The sequence below is a fragment of the Thermodesulfomicrobium thermophilum DSM 16697 genome (assembly GCF_059568695.1).
On the sequence record NZ_JCANTW010000015.1, the window covers coordinates 111,153 to 129,678 of the forward strand.

16 protein-coding genes and 1 tRNA gene are annotated in these 18,526 nt (G+C 65.0%); 9 read left to right on the forward strand and 8 right to left on the reverse strand.

What is annotated here, in order from left to right:
• Positions 1–76 precede the first annotated feature (76 nt).
• Both BR00_RS08965 and BR00_RS08970 read left to right on the forward strand, forming a co-directional pair.
• Complete coding sequence (locus BR00_RS08965) at positions 77–259, forward strand: ferredoxin (protein ID WP_496477252.1); 183 nt, start codon at positions 77–79, stop codon at positions 257–259.
• A 50-nt stretch (positions 260–309) separates the two neighbouring features.
• Positions 310–394 (forward strand) — tRNA-Leu (locus BR00_RS08970).
• Positions 395–727: 333 nt separating this feature from the next.
• Here BR00_RS08970 and BR00_RS08975 read toward each other — a convergent pair.
• The 4 genes from BR00_RS08975 to BR00_RS08990 form a co-directional block, all read right to left on the reverse strand.
• Positions 728–2,254 carry a DHA2 family efflux MFS transporter permease subunit gene (locus BR00_RS08975; protein ID WP_496477253.1) on the reverse strand — a complete coding sequence of 509 codons (1,527 nt, stop codon included), beginning with the start codon at positions 2,252–2,254 and terminating at the stop codon, positions 728–730.
• A 2-nt stretch (positions 2,255–2,256) separates the two neighbouring features.
• Positions 2,257–3,444: an HlyD family secretion protein gene (locus BR00_RS08980; protein ID WP_496477254.1), complete on the reverse strand. Its 1,188-nt coding sequence runs from the start codon at positions 3,442–3,444 to the stop codon at positions 2,257–2,259.
• Positions 3,445–3,549: 105 nt separating this feature from the next.
• A complete protein-coding gene (locus tag BR00_RS08985) occupies positions 3,550–4,662 on the reverse strand; it encodes an SPL family radical SAM protein (protein WP_496477255.1) in 1,113 nt (370 codons plus the stop codon).
• Positions 4,659–5,633: a ParB/RepB/Spo0J family partition protein gene (locus tag BR00_RS08990; RefSeq protein ID WP_496477256.1), complete on the reverse strand. Its 975-nt coding sequence runs from the start codon at positions 5,631–5,633 to the stop codon at positions 4,659–4,661. Before BR00_RS08990 ends, BR00_RS08985 begins: the two co-directional genes overlap by 4 nt.
• 209 nt (positions 5,634–5,842) lie before the next feature.
• On the opposite strand from BR00_RS08990, the gene fusA reads away from it, so the two are divergent.
• Positions 5,843–7,903: an elongation factor G gene (gene fusA / locus BR00_RS08995; protein WP_496477257.1), complete on the forward strand. Its 2,061-nt coding sequence runs from the start codon at positions 5,843–5,845 to the stop codon at positions 7,901–7,903.
• A 121-nt stretch (positions 7,904–8,024) separates the two neighbouring features.
• Entirely contained in the window at positions 8,025–9,680 is a 1,656-nt protein-coding gene (locus tag BR00_RS09000) for a ribonuclease J (RefSeq protein ID WP_496477258.1), read from the forward strand.
• A gap of 86 nt (positions 9,681–9,766) precedes the next feature.
• Here BR00_RS09000 and BR00_RS09005 read toward each other — a convergent pair whose 3' ends face one another.
• The 4 genes from BR00_RS09005 to murB form a co-directional block, all read right to left on the reverse strand.
• Positions 9,767–11,125 (reverse strand): TolC family protein, encoded by a 1,359-nt coding sequence (locus tag BR00_RS09005; protein WP_496477259.1) that lies wholly within the window; start codon positions 11,123–11,125, stop codon positions 9,767–9,769.
• Positions 11,106–12,425, reverse strand: coding sequence for an HlyD family type I secretion periplasmic adaptor subunit (locus BR00_RS09010; RefSeq protein ID WP_496477260.1), 1,320 nt, complete (start codon positions 12,423–12,425; stop codon positions 11,106–11,108). Before BR00_RS09010 ends, BR00_RS09005 begins: the two co-directional genes overlap by 20 nt.
• A gap of 9 nt (positions 12,426–12,434) precedes the next feature.
• On the reverse strand, positions 12,435–14,105 hold the full coding sequence (locus BR00_RS09015) for a type I secretion system permease/ATPase (RefSeq protein WP_496477261.1): 1,671 nt from the start codon (positions 14,103–14,105) through the stop codon (positions 12,435–12,437).
• Between the two features lie 103 nt (positions 14,106–14,208).
• Complete coding sequence (gene murB, locus BR00_RS09020) at positions 14,209–15,081, reverse strand: UDP-N-acetylmuramate dehydrogenase (RefSeq protein WP_496477262.1); 873 nt, start codon at positions 15,079–15,081, stop codon at positions 14,209–14,211.
• A 113-nt stretch (positions 15,082–15,194) separates the two neighbouring features.
• Between murB and BR00_RS09025 the strand changes: the two genes are divergently transcribed.
• The 5 genes from BR00_RS09025 to BR00_RS09045 are packed head-to-tail and all read left to right on the forward strand — an operon-like array spanning position 15,195 to position 18,463.
• Positions 15,195–15,650, forward strand: coding sequence for an RrF2 family transcriptional regulator (locus BR00_RS09025; protein WP_496477263.1), 456 nt, complete (start codon positions 15,195–15,197; stop codon positions 15,648–15,650).
• A gap of 25 nt (positions 15,651–15,675) precedes the next feature.
• Positions 15,676–16,854 carry a bifunctional glutamate N-acetyltransferase/amino-acid acetyltransferase ArgJ gene (argJ, locus tag BR00_RS09030; protein ID WP_496477322.1) on the forward strand — a complete coding sequence of 393 codons (1,179 nt, stop codon included), beginning with the start codon at positions 15,676–15,678 and terminating at the stop codon, positions 16,852–16,854.
• Complete coding sequence (locus tag BR00_RS09035; RefSeq protein ID WP_496477264.1) at positions 16,835–17,458, forward strand: HD domain-containing protein; 624 nt, start codon at positions 16,835–16,837, stop codon at positions 17,456–17,458. Before argJ ends, BR00_RS09035 begins: the two co-directional genes overlap by 20 nt.
• Positions 17,445–17,963, forward strand: coding sequence for a hypothetical protein (locus tag BR00_RS09040; RefSeq protein ID WP_496477265.1), 519 nt, complete (start codon positions 17,445–17,447; stop codon positions 17,961–17,963). The genes BR00_RS09035 and BR00_RS09040 overlap by 14 nt, the downstream gene beginning before the upstream one ends.
• A gap of 11 nt (positions 17,964–17,974) precedes the next feature.
• Positions 17,975–18,463 (forward strand): metallophosphoesterase family protein, encoded by a 489-nt coding sequence (locus tag BR00_RS09045; RefSeq protein ID WP_496477266.1) that lies wholly within the window; start codon positions 17,975–17,977, stop codon positions 18,461–18,463.
• The last annotated feature ends 63 nt before the right edge of the window (positions 18,464–18,526 follow it).

Below are 18,526 nucleotides of genomic sequence, written 5' to 3' on the forward strand. Positions count from 1 at the left end.
GGCGATTCCCCCTTGCGGGCCGCCTCATGGCTGGATACAGGGAGGCAAACCCATTTACCACAAGAGGAGGTTTCCTATGGGTATCGTCATTGATTACGATGAATGTGTGGGCTGCGAAACCTGTGTGGAACTGTGCCCCGAAGTGTTTGCCATGATCGATGGCGAGGAAAAGGCCATGGTCAAGGACCCGGACTCCACGGCGTCCTGCGTGGAGGAAGCTATCGACAGCTGTCCGGCCAGCGCCATTTCCCGCGAGTAAAAAAATGCTGGACAAGGAAGGAGCAGATAGCTAAAGGCTCCTCCTGCCTTGCAGTGGTGGTGGAACTGGTAGACACGCTATCTTGAGGGGGTAGTGGGGTATCCCGTGAGGGTTCGAGTCCCTCCCACTGCACCAAGACACCACAGAAAACGCCCTGAGCTTTCAGGGCGTTTTCTTTTTGTGCGCCAGGCATGGCAGCCGCCGTGACTGGCGCTATTCCCCGAGCCGGGGTGGTGGGATGACTTGGGGGCGCAAGTTTTCTGCCGGCCCGGAAAGGGGAACAGTGGCGCGAGCCACATGAACCAGGCGTACTTTGTTCGTCTGGGGCTGGTATCGCTACGCCACTGCGACGACTCCAGTGTATTCCAGGAACCGCGCCGGACGCGGGACCGCGCGTCCGGTGGTCTGAGAGGACGGCGGGGGAGCCCCCGCCTCCTGCTCGGTTGGCGCATCGATTGGGCGCGGTGTCTAATGAGCCATGGGCATATCCGCGCCGTGGACCGGGCGGCGCACGATCCACATGAGCACCGCCAGCGCGAAGAAAAACAGGGCCTGGAGGTGAAAGACGTCCATATAGGCCATGTAGGCCGCCTGACGCAGGGTGGCTTGGTACAGGACTCCCAGGGCCTGTTCTGCGGAGCCCAAGAGGGAGTGTAGTCGGTCTACGGCTTCCGCGAAGGGGAGATCGTATGGGGTGGCATGCTCCACCAAGCGGGCCTGGTGGAATTGCGCGCGCCGAGCCAGCATGGTGGTGACGAAGGCCGTGCCGAAGGATCCCCCGAGATTCCGCAAGAGGTTGAACAAGGCCGAGGCGTTGCTCATGCGTTCGTTGGGCACGAAGGCCATGGTGAGATAGGACAGGGGCACGAAGAAGCAGGCGATGCCGATGGCCTGGATGTTGCGGCTCATCATGGCCGTGCCGATGTCGATCTCCAGGGTGAAGCGGGACATGTACACCAAAGAGAGCCCGGAGACCACAAGGCCGAAGCAGAGGATGAGGCGGGCGTCGATCTTTTGGGTGAGCCGGCCCACCACCGGCAAAATGAGGAGCATGATGGCCCCGCTGGGGCCGAGCACCACGCCCGCGAGCCAGGACGTATAGCCCATGAGGTGCTGGAGGTACATGGGGAGCAGCACGATGGCCCCGAAAAAGGCGAAGAAGCCGAAAAACATGACCACATTGCCCGTGGCGAAGTTGCGGTCGGCGAAGATGCGGAGATCCACCACCGGGTTGGGGTGGCGCAGTTCCCAGAAGACGAGGGCGGTGAGGCATACTACCGCCACCACGGCCAAGGTGGTCATGGCGGGAGAGGCAAACCAGTCTTCCTGCTGCCCTTTGTCGAGAAGCACCTGGAGGCAGCCCAGTCCCACGACGAGCAGCGTAAGTCCCACGGTGTCCACGATTTCTCCGGCTTGGCGACGCACAAGATACGGCGGGTCTTCCACGAAGGTCTGGATCATGAGGACGGCGAGCGCCCCTGTGGGCACGTTGATGAAGAAGATCCAATGCCAGGAGGCGTGGTCGGTGATGTACCCGCCCAGCAAGGGGCCCAGGATGGGGCCGAGCACGGCGCCCATGGCGAATACGGCCATGGCGAGGCCCCGCTCGGCGGGGGGGAAGGTTTCCAGGAGGATGGCTTGGGATACGGGTTGCAGTCCGCCGCCGCCCAGCCCTTGCAGGATACGGAAGAAGATGAGGGCTTCCAGGCTGGTGGCCAGGCCGCAGAGCATGGACGCGGCGGTAAAGACCAGCACCGAAGCCAAGAGGTAGTTCTTGCGGCCCATGACGCGCCCGAGCCAGCCGCTCATGGGGATGATCACCGCGTTGGCCACGAGGTAGGAGGTGAGCACCCAGGTGACCTCGTCTTGGCCGGCGGAGAGCGAGCCTTGGATGTGTCCAAGGGCCACATTGGCGATGGAGGTGTCGAGGATCTCCAGCAGCGTTGGAATCATGACGCTGGCGGTGATCCACCATTTGGCCGCCCTCGGCTGCATGTTTACTCCACAAAGACCGTGGGGACAACGCTGAGTCCCAAGCGCAGCGGCACCTGCGCCGGGTCATAGGGGTCGAGCCGGATACGCACCGGCACCCGCTGGACGACTTTGACGTAGTTGCCCATGGCGTTTTCCGGTGGGAAGAGGGAGAAGACCGCGCCGGTGCCGGCCATGATGGAGTCCACCTGTCCGGTGAGGCGCACTCCGGGCAGGGCGTCCACCGTGATCTCCACCCGCTGGCCTGGGCGCATGCGGCCGATCTGGCTCTCCTTGAAGTTGGCCGTGACCCACAAGCGCTCCGGATCGAGAGGCACGATGGCCAAGAGCGGCTTGCCGGCGGCCACCACCATGCCGGCTTCCACGCTCTTTTTGCTCACCTGCCCTCGGGCAGGGGCGAGGATGCGGGTATAGGAAAGTTGAAGTTCGGCCTGACGCAGACGTTCCCGGGCTAAATCCCGCTTGGCCGCAGCGGCGCGGCGCTCCAGGTCTTTGATGGTGGTCACGTCCTGGCCGGTGGAGGCCAGCTTGGCGGCGGCCTGGGCGCGTTCCACCTCGCTTGCGAAGCGATCGCGGGCGGCCATGGCCGCGGCAAGACGGGCCCGGGCGGCGTCCAGGGCGGCCTTGGCCTGGTCGTGGTGCGTGCGCGCGGCATCCAGGGCCGCCTGGGGGACGAGATCTTGGGCGCGCAGTCGGGTTTGGCGCTGCAAGTCCAGTTGCGCCAGCTGGAGGGCGGCCTCGAGCCCGCGGATTTGATTTTCGGCGGCCGCGACCTGGGCTTCGGCCTCGGTGCGGGCGCGGCGGGCGGCCTCCACGGCTGCCGTGGCCGCAGCCACCTGAAGATCGGTCTGGTTGGCCTGGAGCGGCACGCCTACGGACGCGGAGGCAAGGACGGCCTCGGCGGTGGCGAGGTCCGCCCGCGCCTGGGCCACGGCGACTTCGTAGTCCGTGGGGTCCAGGAGGACAAGCGGCTGGCCCTCTTCCACCACCTGGTTTTCGTCCACGAGCACCTGCACCACGGTGCCGGAAACCCGCGCGGCCACGGGGTGGATATGGCCTTCCACGAAGGCGTCGTCCGTGCTCTCCCGGCCATGGCTCCACCAAAGATATCCGGCGCCGGCGGCCAGGAGCACGAAGAGGACGGCGACGATGCGGTGGGCCTTGGCGTTTCCTTTCCAGGTCAAACCATTCATAGGGATTCCTCCTCTGAGCGCAGCAGCGCTGTGCGCCCTACCGCGCCCGCCGCGGGGGGGCAAGGTGCGGCCGCGGAAGACGGTGGGGTCGGGCGCTGGCGCAGGTCACCGGCGCAGGCCCTCGTCGTCCCCAAAGGCCAAGGCCTCCAAGCGCCGGGCAAGCCCCCCGAAATCTTGAGGGGTGGTGCCAAGAACGGCCCGCCACACCAGGTCGGACTCCATACAGAGATAGAGCTTGCTCCCGAATCCCGCTTTGCGCAGCAGACCAGCCACAAAGGCGAGCTGCTGCACGCGCAGGGGCCTGAGCAGTCGGAGCTTGCCATCCAGCCCCTGGATCATCTCGGCGTGGATGTAGCGGGCGCTCGGGAAGCGCTCCTGGATGCGGCTTTTGAGCTGTGGCATACAGCGAAAAGATCCCAGGCTGATGTAGGCCACCTGTTCGGGCCGGAGGGTGTCGGCAATGGCGGTGACCGCATGGCGGTAGCCGCGTTCCCAGCCCGGGTAATGGAGGATGGGGTCGAAGTGGAGGCAGACCCGCAGCCCTGCATGGGCGCAGGCTTTGGCCGCGGCGAGGCGCTCTTCCAGGGAGGCCCGGGGGCCGTGTTCTTCGCTTTCCACCACATCCGGGGCATTGACGGACCAGGCGGGCAGCACCCGCCGAGGATCGCGCACGTGAGCAAGCCAGGAGAGGTCCACCACCTTGGATTTGAGTTCCAAGACCGCGTTGGCAAAGGGCTCCAGCATGCGGATGAGCGCGGCGCTCATGCCGGTAATGGACTCGAGCGCCAGGGAGTCGGTGAATTCGCCGGTCCCCAGGCGCCAGCGCCGCTGGGCAGAGGCCTGAAGCGCGGAGGTGACTTCCGCCTCCAGGTCGTCCCAATTGGCCCAGACTTTGAGGGTGGGATCGTCGAAATAGGCTTGGAGGATGCAATAGGAGCAGGCCAGCGGACAATTCTCCCCGATGTGCAGGATGTGGTAGCCGCAGCAGCGGTACTGGCTGGTGCCGGGGCATGGGCGCAGGAAGCGGCCGCGGAAGTCCTTGAGGTACAGGGTATGGGCATCGCAGGGAGCCGGTTCCTCGGGAGTGCGTACGTGCCAGGCGGCCTCTGGGAGGACGCGTCGCACGCGGCAGGCGAGCTCCGAGGTCGCCACCGACGCATCCACCACCACGCGGTCGATGCGCTGGCGAAGGGCGGTGGGGAGTGCCGCGGAACTCATGCGCCGATCTCCACAAGCGCGGCCCACCCGGGGTGGTGGGCGCAGCGCTCAAGCGCCTTGGCCGCGGCCGCTACGTCTTCGGGGCGCGTGACGCGCAGCCGCAGCTCCACGTGTCCGGTCTCGAATTGGTCCGTGCGTTCCATGCGCCAGGGGCGAGGAAGACCGATGCCCTTGGCTGCGGCATGCCAGGCCTCTTCCAGGCGGCAGAGCTCCGGGTAACGCAGCCGGCGCGCGGCCTCGAGGATGCGGGCCATGGCGTCCTTGGGGGAGAGCTGACCGGCGGTTTCGATCTCCAGGCAAGAGACGAGGTCGCGGAGCGTCTGTTCGGTGCGCTGGGCGGTTTCCTGAAGCCACGAGACGAGTTGGGCAAGGCTTGTCTGCGACCAGGCATAGGCGGCCACCACCGGGGTAAGGGCCGCGAGGTCGTCCGGGGGGAGCTTGGCCAAGATTGGCGCCACGGCCAGGCAGGCGTGGCCGCGGACGATCCATTGATCCCAGCTTGCCGGAAGCGAGAGCCAGGCCGTCAGGAGGCGGGCGGTCTTGGAGTGCGGGTGCACGGCCAAGAGGGCGAGGGCATCGTCCCACGCCACCCCCAGGGAACGCGCTGTCCGGGCTGCGGTCACCAGACGGGCTTCGGTGCGCGGCTTGTGGAAATTGGCGGCGAGGTGGTGCTCAAGGCGTTTCTGCGGGGAAAGCGGCCCGATATCCAGGCAGAGGACCGGGGCGGTGTCGTGCGCCGCACGCAGGCGGCCCAAGCCGTCCACGAGCAGCACGGGTTCTTGGGAGGCGTCCACGAGGATGGGCGAGAGGACGCCCGAGCGCGCCAGCGAGGCGGCAAGTTCGGGGCTGGGCGCCTCGGACCATACGAGCCACGGGCCTGTGGCGTCGATGTGCTGGGGAGAACACCAAAAAAGCCGAGGAGTTTGTGGATGCAGCGGATAACTCTCTGGAAAAAAAGCCTGTCTTGACAATTTCCCAACCCCCTCTCTATAGGGCCAAAATCTTGAAAAAATTGAATGCCTCTGCATGGCGTCTCTGCCGGGCCACGCAGGCGGCCTTGATGCTTGGAACAATCACGGCAGGATGGCAAGCCTTGGCGAGCAGGCAGCAGCCGGCAGGCTGCTCCCAGATACCCGATTTTCTGGCGCACGCGCCAAATCTATGTGGAAAGGGGGCCCGTATGCAGGATCGATTGGAGAAACAACGGACGTATGCCCTGATTGGACATGGCGGCACCGGGAAGACATCGCTGGCGGAGCTCATGCTGGTGGCTTCCGGGACCTTGTCGCGTCAGGGCAAGATTGAAGAAGGCACCACGGCCTTGGACTACGAACCCGAAGAGATCAAACGCCGCGGCAGTATTCAGCCGGGGTTTGCTCATTTCACGTGGAAGGGGGCGGATCACTTTCTCGTGGATACGCCGGGAGATACCAATTTCATCGGGGATCTGCCGTATCTGCTCACTGCCGTGGACGGCGTCGTGCTGGTGGTGGACGCCCTGGATGGGGTCAAGCCCCTCACCAAAAAGATTTGGGGCGAGGCGCGTAAGCTCAATCTGCCCGCCTTGGTGTTCGTGAACAAGATGGACCGGGAGCGGGCGGATTTTGCCATGGCCATGGGCGGGCTCTCCTCGGTGCTTGGGGTGCGGGTCGTGCCGCTCTTTCTGCCCATCGGCAGCGAGGCGGATTTCCGCGGCGTGGTGGACGTGCTTGGGGACAGCGCCTGGTTTTTCGGTGAAGACGGGACGTTGACCGCAGGGCCGGTGCCGGCGGAGATGCAGGACGAGGTACAGGCGGCGCGGGAAGTGGCGGTGGAGAACATCGCCGAGACCAGCGAGGAGCTCATGGAGCGCTATCTGGACGCGGGCGAGCTTTCCGCCGAGGACCTGGAGGCGGGGCTGCGCCAGGGCGTTCAGGAACAGTCCTTGGTCCCGGTGGTGCCTGGGGCGGCCTTGGCGGCCAAGGGCGGAGCGTTGCTTTTGGACGCCATCGCCCGGTTTTTGCCCTCACCCCTGGCGCGGGCCCCGTGGCAGGGCAAGGACGGCGCCACGCGAGCCTCCAGCCCGGAGGAGCCCTTGGCGGCCTTTGTGTGCAAGACCCTTTCGGATCCTTTTACCGGCCAGCTTTCCATCCTGCGCGTGCTCTCCGGGGTCCTGACTCCGGACATGCAGGTTATGAACGCCACCAAGGAAGACAAGGAAAAAATCGGCGGCCTTCTGTACTTGGAAGGGAAAAAGCAGGTCCCGTGCAAGGAGCCGGTGGGGCCGGGGGCCATCGTCGCCGTGGCCAAGCTCAAGAACACGTCCACTGGAGACACCTTGTGTGCGGACAAGGCGCCGTTTGTGCTCGTCCCGCCCAAGCTCACCCCGCCCATCATCAGCTACGCCCTGGCGGCGCAGGAAAAGGGCGACGAGGACAAGGTGTTCGCCGCGGTGCAGAAGCTCTTGGACGAAGACATCTGTCTGCACTTGGTGCGGAACGAAGACACCGGGGACATGCTCTTGTCCGGCATGGGACAGCTGCACATCGAACTGGCGGTGGAAAAGGCCAAGCGCCGGTACAAGGCCAACATCCTGCTGCAGACGCCCAAGATCCCGTACCGGGAGACCATCAAGGGCAAGGCCCAGGTGCAGGGGCGGCACAAAAAGCAGTCCGGTGGCCGCGGTCAGTTCGGAGACTGCTGGATCCGTATGGAGCCGCTGCCTCGGGGCGCGGGCTACGAGTTCGTGGACGAGGTCGTGGGCGGCGCTATCCCCCGCAACTACATCCCGGCGGTGGACAAGGGCATTCAGGAGGCCGCAGCCCGAGGCTTTCTGGCGGGGTATCCGGTCATCGACTTCAAGGTGACCCTGTACGATGGTTCGTACCACTCCGTGGACTCTTCGGAAATGGCCTTCAAGATCGCGGGCTCGCTGGCCTTCAAAAAGGCCATGGAGCAGTGCAGTCCCATTTTGCTGGAGCCGGTCATGCTGGTGAGCGTGTTCATCCCGGATGAGTACATGGGCGATATCATCGGCGACCTTTCCAGCCGGCGCGGCCGGGTGCTTGGGTCCGATTCCAGCGGCGGCGTCACCGAGGTGCGGGCCCATGTGCCCATGGCGGAGATGATGCAGTACGCCCAGACCTTGCGTTCCATGACCGGCGGCCAGGGGACCTTTACCATGGAGTTCGACCACTACGAGGAATGCCCGCCGCAGATTGCGGAAACCGTCATCGCTGAATCCAAGCGCCCCGAGGCCTAGAGTTCGGCCCGGGCGCAAGGCGTATCTGCAAGCAACAGGTCGCTGCCACGGCCTGTTGCTTGTTTTTTTGCCCCTCGTACCGTACATGCACGCATATACGCTTATCGCAAAGGAAGGACTCATGGCTGCATCTTCGGTGACCATCACGCCCCTGGGAGGGTTTGGCGAAATCGGCATGAACTGTCTGGCGTTGGAAACGCCACAGAGCATGCTCGTGGTGGATTGCGGGCTCATGTTTCCGGATGCCGTGCTCTACGGGGTGGACGTGGTCATTCCGCGTCTGGACTTTATTTTCGAGCGCCGCCACAAGCTGGCCGGTATTGTCCTCACCCACGGTCATGAAGACCACATCGGCGCTTTGCCGTGGCTGCTCCCTGGGCTTTCCCGGCCGCCGGTGTATGGCTCTGAGTTCACCTTGCGTCTGGTGCTCAAGAAGCTCCAGGAGCGGGGCCAAGAGCAGCTTTGGGACCCACGGCCGGTGCGCGCCGGAGATCGCGTGGAGATAGGCGACGTTGCATGCACGTTCATCGCCGTATGCCATTCCATCGTGGAAGGTTTTGGCCTGGGCCTGGAGACTCCGGCCGGCCGCATGATCCACACCGGGGATTTCAAGCTCGACCCCACGCCGCTCGGCGGTCATGCCACGGACCTGGAGGCCTTTGCCCGCTTTGCCCAGCCCGGGGTGCAGCTCCTTTTGGCCGACTCCACCAATGTGGAGCGCGAGGGGCACTCCCTGTCCGAGCGCGAAATCCAGGCGACCCTCGATGAGGTCATCCGCCAGGCCCCCGGCCGGGTGCTGGTGACCCTTTTCTCCAGTCATATCCAACGCATTCAAGAAATTCTCGACATCGCCGCAGCCCAAGGCCGCACCGTGGCATTTACGGGCCGCAGCCTGTCCATCAATATGGAGATCGCCCGGGATTTGGGGCTTTTGCGCATGGATCCGGGGCGGTGCCATCCATTGGAGCTTTTGCCGGCGAGCGCCCGGGACCGGGCCATCATCCTGCTTACCGGCTCCCAGGGCGAGCCCCTTTCCGCCTTGAGCCGCGTGGCTCGGGGGGAGCACCGGCAGCTTGCCATCGAGCCCGGGGATCTGGTGATCCTCTCCTCGAGCTTCATCCCCGGCAACACCCGGGCCATCACGCGGGTCATCAACGATCTCTACCGCCTCGGCGCCACGGTGCTGCACGAAAAAATCCAGGCCATCCACGCCTCGGGTCACGCCCACCGCGAGGAGCTGGCCACCATGATCCGTACGGTACAGCCCAAGTTTTTCGTCCCCCTGCACGGCGAATACCGGCATCTGGTCAAGCACGCCCAGCTGGCGGTGGAATGCGGTGTTGCGCCGGAACGGGCCTTGGTGCTCGAAGACGGCCACCCGGTGACCTTGATGGCGGATGGCCGCATCCGTTTGGAAGATCAGGTGTCGGCGGATTCGGTGCTCGTGGACGGCAAGGGTGTCGGCGACGTGGGGCAGAGCGTGCTCAAGGAGCGGCAGATCTTGGCGGGCGAAGGCATGGTGGTGGCGCTTTTGGTCCAGGACGAGTACGGCACCGTGGTCTTTGGCCCGAGCCTGCAGTCCAAGGGCTTTATTTTCGAGCAGCAATTTGCCCATCTCCTCCAGGACGCCCAATGCCTCATCCTCGACATCGTGGAGTCGGATCCCCGCCAGGACGCCCGCAAGATGGAAGACCGCATCCGCCAATCCCTGCGACGTTTTTTCCGCAACGTCTTGGATCGCGACCCCATTGTCGTGCCCATCGTGGTGCGGGTATAGCGCGCGGCGCGCAGGTTCCAAGCAAACACCCCCCGAAGCCGTATGGTTTCGAGGGGTGTTTGCTTGGGGGCATCGTGTGGAGTGGATTAGTCTTCCGCCACGGGAAAGGAATAGATCTCGTTGACGTTGAGCACCCCCACGGACCGCAGCAGGGCGAATTGGGCCTGAAGGTACTCGGCCCGGGCACGGGCGAGCGAGAGCTCGGCGTTGACTACGCGGGTTTGGGCGTCGAGCACGTCCGTAGCCGTGCCCTCCCCGGTTTTGAAGCGCACTTCCGCCATTTCGAAGGCCTCTTGGGCCGAGGCCATGGATGCCTTGGCCACGTCCATGCGGCTGCGGGCATCCTGCATTTCCAAGAAAAACTGGGTGATCTCCGAGCGCGCCTGGGTGCGGGCCTCGTCGCGTTTGGCGATCAGGCGGTCCTTGTCATGGCGTGCCTGCTGGACTTCCTGATAGGTTTGGCCGCCGGCGAAGAGGTTCCATTGGAGCTGTACCCCGCCGGAGACGTATTGGCGGTCCACCTCTGCCTGGGGATAGTTGTCGTAGTCGATGTTCTGATCCGTGTAGCCGAGATTGAGGCTTACCCGCGGCAAGGCGTCGGAGGCGGCGATACGCATGTCTTTGTCCGCCATCTCCGCCATGGTCTCCAGGGCGCGGACATCCGGACGCAGGGCATTGGCGCGGGCGATGCATTCTTCGCGTGAGTAGGGGAATTCCCCCACGAAGTCCGCCAGTTCGCCGGCAAAGTGGGCGTCTTCTTCCGTGGAGCGGCCCAGGAGGCTTTGCAGTTTCACCGTGAAGACCCGCTCCTGGTTGCGCGCCTTGGCGAGGTTTTGTTCCGCCTCGGCCAGATCCACTTGCGCCTCCAGGACCGCCAGCCACGGTTTTTCCCCCACCTGGAAAAAGGCTTGGGCGGCCTGGAGATGGCCGCGGAGCCGCTCCACCGAAGTGGCGTAGGCCCGAGCCGCGGCCCGGTACCACAGGATGTTGACGAAGGTCTGGCGGATGTCGCTTGCCAGATCTACCTGGGTTTGGCGCAGCAGGAGTTTTTGGCGGGTGCGCTCGAGCCGCGCCTTGGCCACTTGGTTCACCAACGCGCCGCCGTAAAAGAGCGGCTGGCGCAGGTTGATGGTCCAGGTCGTGGTGTGTTGGTTGAGGTAGTCGGCGTCGCGCTCCGAGGCTTCGCTGTCGTTGTGGATACGGTTGCGGGAGTAGGAGGCGTCCACGCGGGGCAAAAGCGCGCCCCAGGCGGCCTTGAGCGCAGCCTCGGCGCGGGCCATGGCCGATTGGGCGGCCTGGATGCCCTGGTTGGCGCGCAGCCCTTCTTCCACCGCCTTTTCCATGGTGAGCGGCGCAGGGGTTTCCTCCGCCTTCAGGGGCAGGGCGCCCAGCAGCAGCGCCAGTCCGAGGCACACACTGAGGAGACTAGTTTTCCCGCATGGCATGGCGCAGATACTCCAAGAGAGGGTCGGTGAAGTAGGCCAGGATGGTGCGCTCCTTGGTGGTGAGGAAGGCGGCCACCGGCATGCCCGGGGACAGGTAGAGGTTGTGTTTTTCCAGCTCCGCCCGGTCCACCTCCACATGCACCACGTAGGTGGGCATGTCGCCATGCGGGGTGCGGGTGAGCACCCGGTCGGCGGATACGTAGATCACTTTGCCCGGGATCATGGGCGTGGTCCGGGCCTTGAAGGCCACGAGCTGGACTTCCGCGGGCTGGCCCACGTACACGTGGGTGATGTCCTGGGTGGGGATCTTGCAGTCGAGGATCAAGGGTTCGTTTTCCGGCACGATCTCCATGAGGGTTTCTCCGGGCCGGATCACCCCTTCCACGGAGTGGACCGCCAGGTTGACCACGGTGCCGTCGATGGGCGCGGTGATGTCCAGGCGGGCCAGGGCGTCTTCCAAGGGGCGCAGGCGTTCACGCAGCTCGAGGATGCGGGCCTTGGTGTCGGTGAGTTGGGCCGTGGCTTGCTGGACGAATTCGTCTTTCATGGAGCTGATGCGCAGCGTCAGCTCCGCGGACTTTTCCCGCAATTGTCCCAAAGCGCTCAGGATTTCTCCCCGCCGCCCCTGATGGGAAGCGAGCATGCGCTCCAGCTCCAGGATGCGGGATTTTTCGATGTAGCGACCTTCCAGAAGCGTGCGTTTGGCGTGGAGTTCTTCTTCCAGGGAGCGGATGATGGCTTCCGTGGAACGGAGCTGCTCGTTGTAGCCCTGGATTTGTTCGTTGATTTGTTCGATCTGCGCCTTGATCAGGGCGATTTGGCTCTCCAGCGTGGTGCGCCGGGTCTGGAAGAGCTTGTCTTCGGCGGTGAGGATGGCGGCCACGTCAGGGTTAGCGCTGCGACTGGTGAGTTCTTCCGGCCAGTGCACTTCGTTGGCCAGGGCGCGTTCGGCTTCCAGCCGGGCCTCGGCCGCTAGGTGCACGTCCAACTGGCCGCGCAACAGGTCCACCGAGGCGCGGGTTTGTTCCCCCTGCAGGCGGATGAGGACGTCGCCTTTGTGCACGCGGCTGCCGTCCTGCACGAGGATTTCTTTGACGATACCGCCTTCCAGGTGCTGGACGGCCTTGCGGTTGGTGCTCGCCCGCACCTCGCCCGAGGCGATGACCGCGCCGGCCAGCTTGAACACCGCGGCCCAAGTGCCGAGCACGCCGAAGAAGAGGAAGATGACCACCATTCCCGCGGTGATGATGGTCCGCGGATTGTCTGGCGTCAGGAGGTCGTTCTTTTTTTTGGAGGTCATGAGGTGCTCCTATTGCACGCGCTGCACGCGCACCATGTTGGCCTCGGCCAGTTTCTGGAACACGGCATCCCGCGGGCCGAAGATCAAGAGTTGCCCGTCGCGCAGGAAGAGCACCTTGTCGACGCTGGCCAGGAGACTTGCCTTGTGGGTGATGAGGATCACCGTGCTCCCCTGCTCCTTGAGCTGGGCGAGCGCCCGCAGCAAGGCCTGTTCGCCCTCTTCGTCCAGACTGGCGTTGGGTTCGTCGAGGATGATGAACTTGGGGTTGCCATACATGGCGCGGGCAAGGCCGATGCGCTGGCGTTGACCTCCCGAGAGGGCTATCCCGCCAGGGCCGATGGGGGTGTCGTAGCCCTTGGGCATGCGCAACACCATTTCGTGGATTCCTGCCTTCTGGGCCGCGTCGATGATCTTGTCCGGATCCTTGGGGCCGAGGCGGGCGATGTTGTCGGCAATGGTGCCGGCAAAGAGCTCCACGTCCTGGGGGAGATAGCCCAGATACGGCCCGAGGCGTTCGGAGTCCCAGCTGGCGATGTCTGCACCGTCCAGCCGCACCTTGCCCAAAGAGGGCGGCCAAATGCCGAGGAGCACCTTGGCCAAGGTGGATTTGCCGGCCGCGCTGGGGCCGATGAGCCCCATGGATTCTCCTGGCGCCAAGGCAAAGCTGACGTTATGGAGCAGCGTGCGGCCCCCTACGGCCAGGGAGACGGCTTCGGCCCGCACTTCGCCTTTGGGTTCCGGCAGTTCCATGCGCTCCGGCTCCGGCGGGGCGGAGAAGAGCTTGTCCAGGCGGTGGTAGGCATCTCGGGCCTCGATGAAGTTTTTGAGGGAGCTGATGAGGATGTCCAAGGGGGCCAGCCCCTTGCCCATGAGGACCGAGGAGGCGAACATGACCCCGGCGGAGGCTTGGTTGGTGATGGCGAGATACGCACCCAAGCCGTACATGGCCATCTGGATGGACTGGCGCAGCATCTTGACGATGCTCTGCAGCAAGCCGGCGCGTTTGCTCGCCCGGGTCTGCAGGGCCACCACCAGGCGGTTCATTTTGTGCCATTGCTCGGCCACACCGGGGAGCATGCCCATGGATTGGATGGCATGGGAGTTTTGCACCGCGGTGCCGATGAGACGCTGGGCGGCGTTGGCCAGGTGGTTGGCCTGCTCGATGGGCTTGCGGCTCACTTTGTCCGAGAGGATGCTCAACACGATGGACACCGCGGCCACACTCAGGCCCACCCAGCCGAGAAGGGGATGGAGCACGAACACCAAGGCGATGTAGATGGGCGACCACGGCATGTCGAAGATGGCGAAGATGCTCGTGCCGGTGAGGAAGTTGCGCACGGTGTTCACGTCACGCAGGCCCACGGCGTATTGGTCGCTCCCCGGGGCAGCGGCTTGTTTGAGCATGGTGCGCAGCACATCCGGGCTCAAGGTGTCGTCGATGGCGATGCTCGCCCGCACCAAGAGGCGTGAGCGGATGAAGTCCAACGCGCCTTGCGTGATGACGGCCAGGGCCGCGGCGATGGACACCGCCACCAAGGTCGGCACGCTGCGGCTTTGAAGCACGTGGTTGAAAAGCGAGAGCATGTACAAGGGAAAGGTGAGGCCAAGGAGGTTCAAGAAGAAGCTGAAGATGGCCCCAAAGACGAAATACTGGCGCCACTGGGCAAGGAACCGTTTCATAGACAGTTTTCCTGGTTACGGAGGATGCGCGGCGCGTGGCCGCAGGAAAATTCCGGCGTCTTGTAGTCCCCCCAAGCGTGGCTGTAAACCCTACAGCAGCGGATTAGCGTGGAGACACGAGGGCTTCCACACAGAGCCGTTGTTCGAGCTCTAGGTGCACTCCAAAGCGTTCTGCTACCGTGGTGCGGCAGGTTTCTATCAACGTCAGGACATCGGCGCAGCGGGCGCCACCCACATTGACAATGAATCCGGCATGTTTGGGGGAGACTTGTGCGCCGCCCACGCGCGCCCCTTTGAGACCGGCGGCGTCCACCAGGCGGGAGGCAAAGTCTCCGGGCGGGCGTTTGAAGACGCTGCCGGCGGAGGGAAGTTCCAGAGGCTGGCTGTGCTTGCGGCGGCTCAGGATCTGACGGCGCTGGCCCTGGAGCGTGGCGAGATCGTCCGGCACCAGGCGCCAGCGCGCCGCCAGCACGATGGCGCCAGTAAGTCCGCTCGCGGCGCGGTAGGCAAAGCCGCAGGCGGCGCGCGGCATGGTGCGCACCGCGCCGTCTGGGGTGAGCACGGTGACGGATTCGAGGCAGTCGCTCACTTCTGCGCCGTAGGCCCCGGCATTCATGACCACGGCCCCGCCGACGCTGCCGGGGATCCCCGAGAGTTTTTCCAGGCCGCCAAGCCCGCGGCGCACCGTGGCCGCCACCAACCGGTCCAGCCACACCCCGGCCTCGGCCGCTATCTCCGTGCCGCGGATCTCCCAGCGCTGCAGTCCCCGGGTGGAGAGCAGGGGGAAGGGCAGGTGGGCGTCGCCAAAAAGGGTATTGGCCCCGCCGCCCAGCACCCAAAAGGGTCGGCCTTCCCGGCGCAAGCGGGAGGCGATTTCCACGAACTCGTCGATGGTCTCGGGCTCGAACACTTCGGCGGTGCCGCCGATGCGGTAGGTGCACAGGCGCTTGAGATTGGCTGCGGGAAAGTGGCGCATGTCCCTGTCTAGTGCGTGGGGGCCTGGGAAGCAAGGGGCACGGGCGGCCTGCGGCGGACGCGTGTTTCCCCCTTGCTGCTTGCCGGGGGCGCGGAATTTTGCCAAAAGAAGGCATGCGTATTTCTGCCCGCACTCGCTATGCCACTCGAATTTTATTGGATTTGGCCGAACATGCCGCAAGCGCGCCCTCTCCGGTGTCGGATGTGGCGGCGCGCACCGGCATTACTCCCCAATTCATCGAGCAGATCATGAAGTCTCTGCGTCGCTGCGGCTTGGTGGCGAGTCGGCGAGGGGTCGCCGGCGGCTATGTCTTGGCCGCGGACCCCGCGTCGATCTCCCTTGGGACCATTGTGCGCTGCACGGAAGAGCTCCAGGACCTCGCCCCGTGTGTGGACGAGTCCGAGCGTTGTCACCGCGCCGACGGCTGCCGCACGCGTCAGGCGTGGCAGCGGGTTTCCCAGGTGCTTTTTGCGGAATTGGACGCCATCTCGCTCCAGGAGTTGCTCTCGGGGGACGTGCAGCAATGCGCCGGGGCCACAGGCCCCCTGGATGGCGACGAAAATGCATGATACTCATGATGATGGAGGAATCGCGGTGACCGAACTTCCTCAGGGATTCCGGCTGGGGGCCGCGGCGTGCGGTTTCCGGCGGCCGGATCGGTTGGACCTGGCTTTGGTGGTGGCGGACGTCCCGGCAGTTGCCGCAGGGGTTTTTACCACCAATCGTTTTCAGGCCGCCCCGGTGTGTATCGCCCGGGAGCATCTGTCGGCCAATCCCCAGGGCATCCGGGCCATTCTCGTCAACTCGGGTCAGGCCAATGCCTGCACGGGAGAAGAGGGCATGCGCCGCTGCCGCGCCACCTTGGACCTCTTGTCTTCTGCCGGCATCGCTCCGCACGAGGTCTTGCCGGCCTCTACGGGGGTCATCGGCGAGCAGCTGCCGCTGGAGCGCTGGCCCGCAGGGGTCGCCATGGCCTTGGAGCGTCTTGGTCAGGTGCCTTTGGTGGATGCAGCTCGGGCCATCATGACCACGGATACCTTTCCCAAGGTGGCCGCGGCCCAGATCACCGTGCAGGGGCGCACCATCCGCCTGGCGGGCATGGCCAAGGGCGCGGGGATGATCTGTCCCCAAATGGCCACCATGCTGGGGTTCATCCTCTGTGACGCGCAAGTGGAGCCCGCCTGGTGGCAGGCTGCCCTGCGCCGGGCGGTGGACGCAAGTTTCAACGCCATCACCGTGGACGGCGATACGAGCACCAACGATTGCGTGCTGGCCTTGGCCAGCGGCGTCGGCGGTGTGGTGCCGGAGCACGCCTTGCCGGAACTCGAGGCCGCTTTGCTGGACGTGTGCCAGGAGCTGGCCTTCCAGATCGTGCAGGACGCGGAAGGCGGCACCAAGGTGCTGCGCATCCGGGTCTCTGGGGCGGCAGACCCTGCGGACGCCCAGCGTGTCGCCCGGGCCGTGGGGAATTCCCCTTTGGTGAAGACCGCCCTCTACGGCCGCGACCCCAATTGGGGACGTATCGTGGCTGCGGTGGGCCGCAGCGGCGCCCAATTTGAAGCCCACCGCGTGCGCGTGGACTTGGCGGGGCATACCGTCTTTGCCGCAGGGCTTCCCCTGCCTGCGGATTGGGACGGACTTTTGGCTTCGGCCCTGCGGCGGGACGAGGTGACCATCGACATCCATTTGGGGGCAGGGGAGGCCGGGTGCGAACTTTTGGCCTCCGACCTGACCGAGGAGTATATTCGTATCAATGCGCGCTACCGAACCTGATGCCACAGGCCGGGCGGTTTCTTCCTGGGACCGCGTGGCGGATTTCATCTTCGAGCTGGGCATGCTGCGCAAGACGCCGCGCACCGGCTACCAATTTTTGGGCTCCGGCGCGGAGAACGTGGCGGAACACTCGTTTCGCACCGCCATGATCGGCATGCTCCTTGCCCGGGAGGCGGGCGCGGATGTGGCCCGCACGGTGCTGCTTTGCCTGTTCCACGACGTGCACGAGGCGCGGGTGGGGGATTTCAACTACGTCAACCGTCTCTACAACACCGCGGATGCCGAGGCCGCCCTACGGGACGCCCTCGCCGGCACCGGACTGGAGGCGGAAGGCCTCGGCCTGTGGCGGGAGCTGGACGCCGCCGCCACCCTCGAGGCGCGTCTGGCCCACGATGCGGACCAGCTCGATTTCATCGCCAATCTCAAAGAGGAGCAGGACCGGGGCAACCCCTACGCGGAGAAGTGGCTCTCCCACGCCATCCCCCGGCTGCGCACCGAAGTGGGCCGGGCCATGGCGCAGGCCATTGTGGCCGCGGATCACACCCGCTGGTGGTTTGCCGGTCCGGATGCCTCCTGGTGGCGCCGGGGCAATGGTCGGCACTAGACGGCTTTGGGGGGTGTGTGCCCTGTTGTCCGTGCTGGTGCATCTTGCGCCGTTGGCACCCCAGGCCATGGCCCTATGGCGGGGGGGGCTCCCGAAAGTTGCGCTCTCGCGTTCGTCTTGGCGGGAGGCCTTGGCCGGGGAGGCTCGTTCCCGTCGGCGGGTAGTGCTCTCGGACGTGATCTTGGTGGCGCCGTCGGTGAATCTCTTGCGGGTGGCCACCAGCCGTCCGGAAGCACAAACCGAGCGGCTGCGCGCCATCCAGAGGAGCATTCGCCTGGCTTGGAACGAGGCCGCAGCTTCCGCCCCTGGGCGTGCCTTGGTGAGCCTGCGCGTGGGCGAAGACGGCCGTATTCATGAATACGCGGTGCAGCGCTTGGCGGGGGATGTGGCTTTTGAGCGGTTTGTGGTGACTTTCGTGCGCACTCTGCTCCATGCCTCGGCGGTGGCAGGTCCTGGAGCGCCGCTCTGGGTGGAGTGCGAATTCGTGGTGGAGCCGCCACGGTAAGGATCGTACCCATGCGCATTGCTGTGCTGTCGGATACGCATCTGATGGAGCCGGATGCAGCGCTGCTTGCGGTGTTTCGTCGCTATCTGGAGCCTGCAGACATGGTGCTCCATTTGGGCGACGCCGTGGGCGAGGCCGTGTGGGCCATGTTGAACGCCCATCCCTGCTTTGCGGCCGTGGCGGGCAATTGTGATCATCCTGCGCTGCAGGCGAGTCTGCCGCGGCTGCGGCGGGTGGAGGTCGCGGGCCGGGTGTTGGGCATGGCTCACGGCTGGGGGCCGCGCTCCCACGTGGGCGCGACCGTGGCGGCGCAATTTCCCGACGCCGCCATCGTCCTCTATGGGCACACCCACAAGCGCCATTGGGAGCGCCTGCCCGATGGCCGCTGGCTCCTCAACCCGGGGTCACTTATGTGGCCGCGGGACGACGGCCCGGGCGGGCTTGCCATCATGCACCTGGGTGCAGGAGATCCGCAGGTGCAGTGGGTGGATTTGGCATGAACTCATTGGATTTTTTATAAAAAACGCCCCAGAAGCCATGTTTCTGGGGCGTTTTTTGGCGTT

Coding starts and splice junctions, on each gene's coding strand:
- BR00_RS09035 (WP_496477264.1), top strand. CDS start 16,835: ATGCGCGCTACCGAACCTGATGCCACAGGCCGGGCGGTTTCTTCCTGG.
- BR00_RS08985 (WP_496477255.1), bottom strand. CDS start 4,662: ATGAGTTCCGCGGCACTCCCCACCGCCCTTCGCCAGCGCATCGACCGC.
- BR00_RS08965 (WP_496477252.1), top strand. CDS start 77: ATGGGTATCGTCATTGATTACGATGAATGTGTGGGCTGCGAAACCTGT.
- BR00_RS09045 (WP_496477266.1), top strand. CDS start 17,975: ATGCGCATTGCTGTGCTGTCGGATACGCATCTGATGGAGCCGGATGCA.
- fusA (WP_496477257.1), top strand. CDS start 5,843: ATGCAGGATCGATTGGAGAAACAACGGACGTATGCCCTGATTGGACAT.
- BR00_RS09025 (WP_496477263.1), top strand. CDS start 15,195: ATGCGTATTTCTGCCCGCACTCGCTATGCCACTCGAATTTTATTGGAT.
- BR00_RS09010 (WP_496477260.1), bottom strand. CDS start 12,425: ATGACCTCCAAAAAAAAGAACGACCTCCTGACGCCAGACAATCCGCGG.
- BR00_RS08980 (WP_496477254.1), bottom strand. CDS start 3,444: ATGAATGGTTTGACCTGGAAAGGAAACGCCAAGGCCCACCGCATCGTC.
- BR00_RS09000 (WP_496477258.1), top strand. CDS start 8,025: ATGGCTGCATCTTCGGTGACCATCACGCCCCTGGGAGGGTTTGGCGAA.
- BR00_RS09015 (WP_496477261.1), bottom strand. CDS start 14,105: ATGAAACGGTTCCTTGCCCAGTGGCGCCAGTATTTCGTCTTTGGGGCC.
- BR00_RS09040 (WP_496477265.1), top strand. CDS start 17,445: ATGGTCGGCACTAGACGGCTTTGGGGGGTGTGTGCCCTGTTGTCCGTG.
- BR00_RS08975 (WP_496477253.1), bottom strand. CDS start 2,254: ATGCAGCCGAGGGCGGCCAAATGGTGGATCACCGCCAGCGTCATGATT.
- BR00_RS09005 (WP_496477259.1), bottom strand. CDS start 11,125: ATGCCATGCGGGAAAACTAGTCTCCTCAGTGTGTGCCTCGGACTGGCG.
- murB (WP_496477262.1), bottom strand. CDS start 15,081: ATGCGCCACTTTCCCGCAGCCAATCTCAAGCGCCTGTGCACCTACCGC.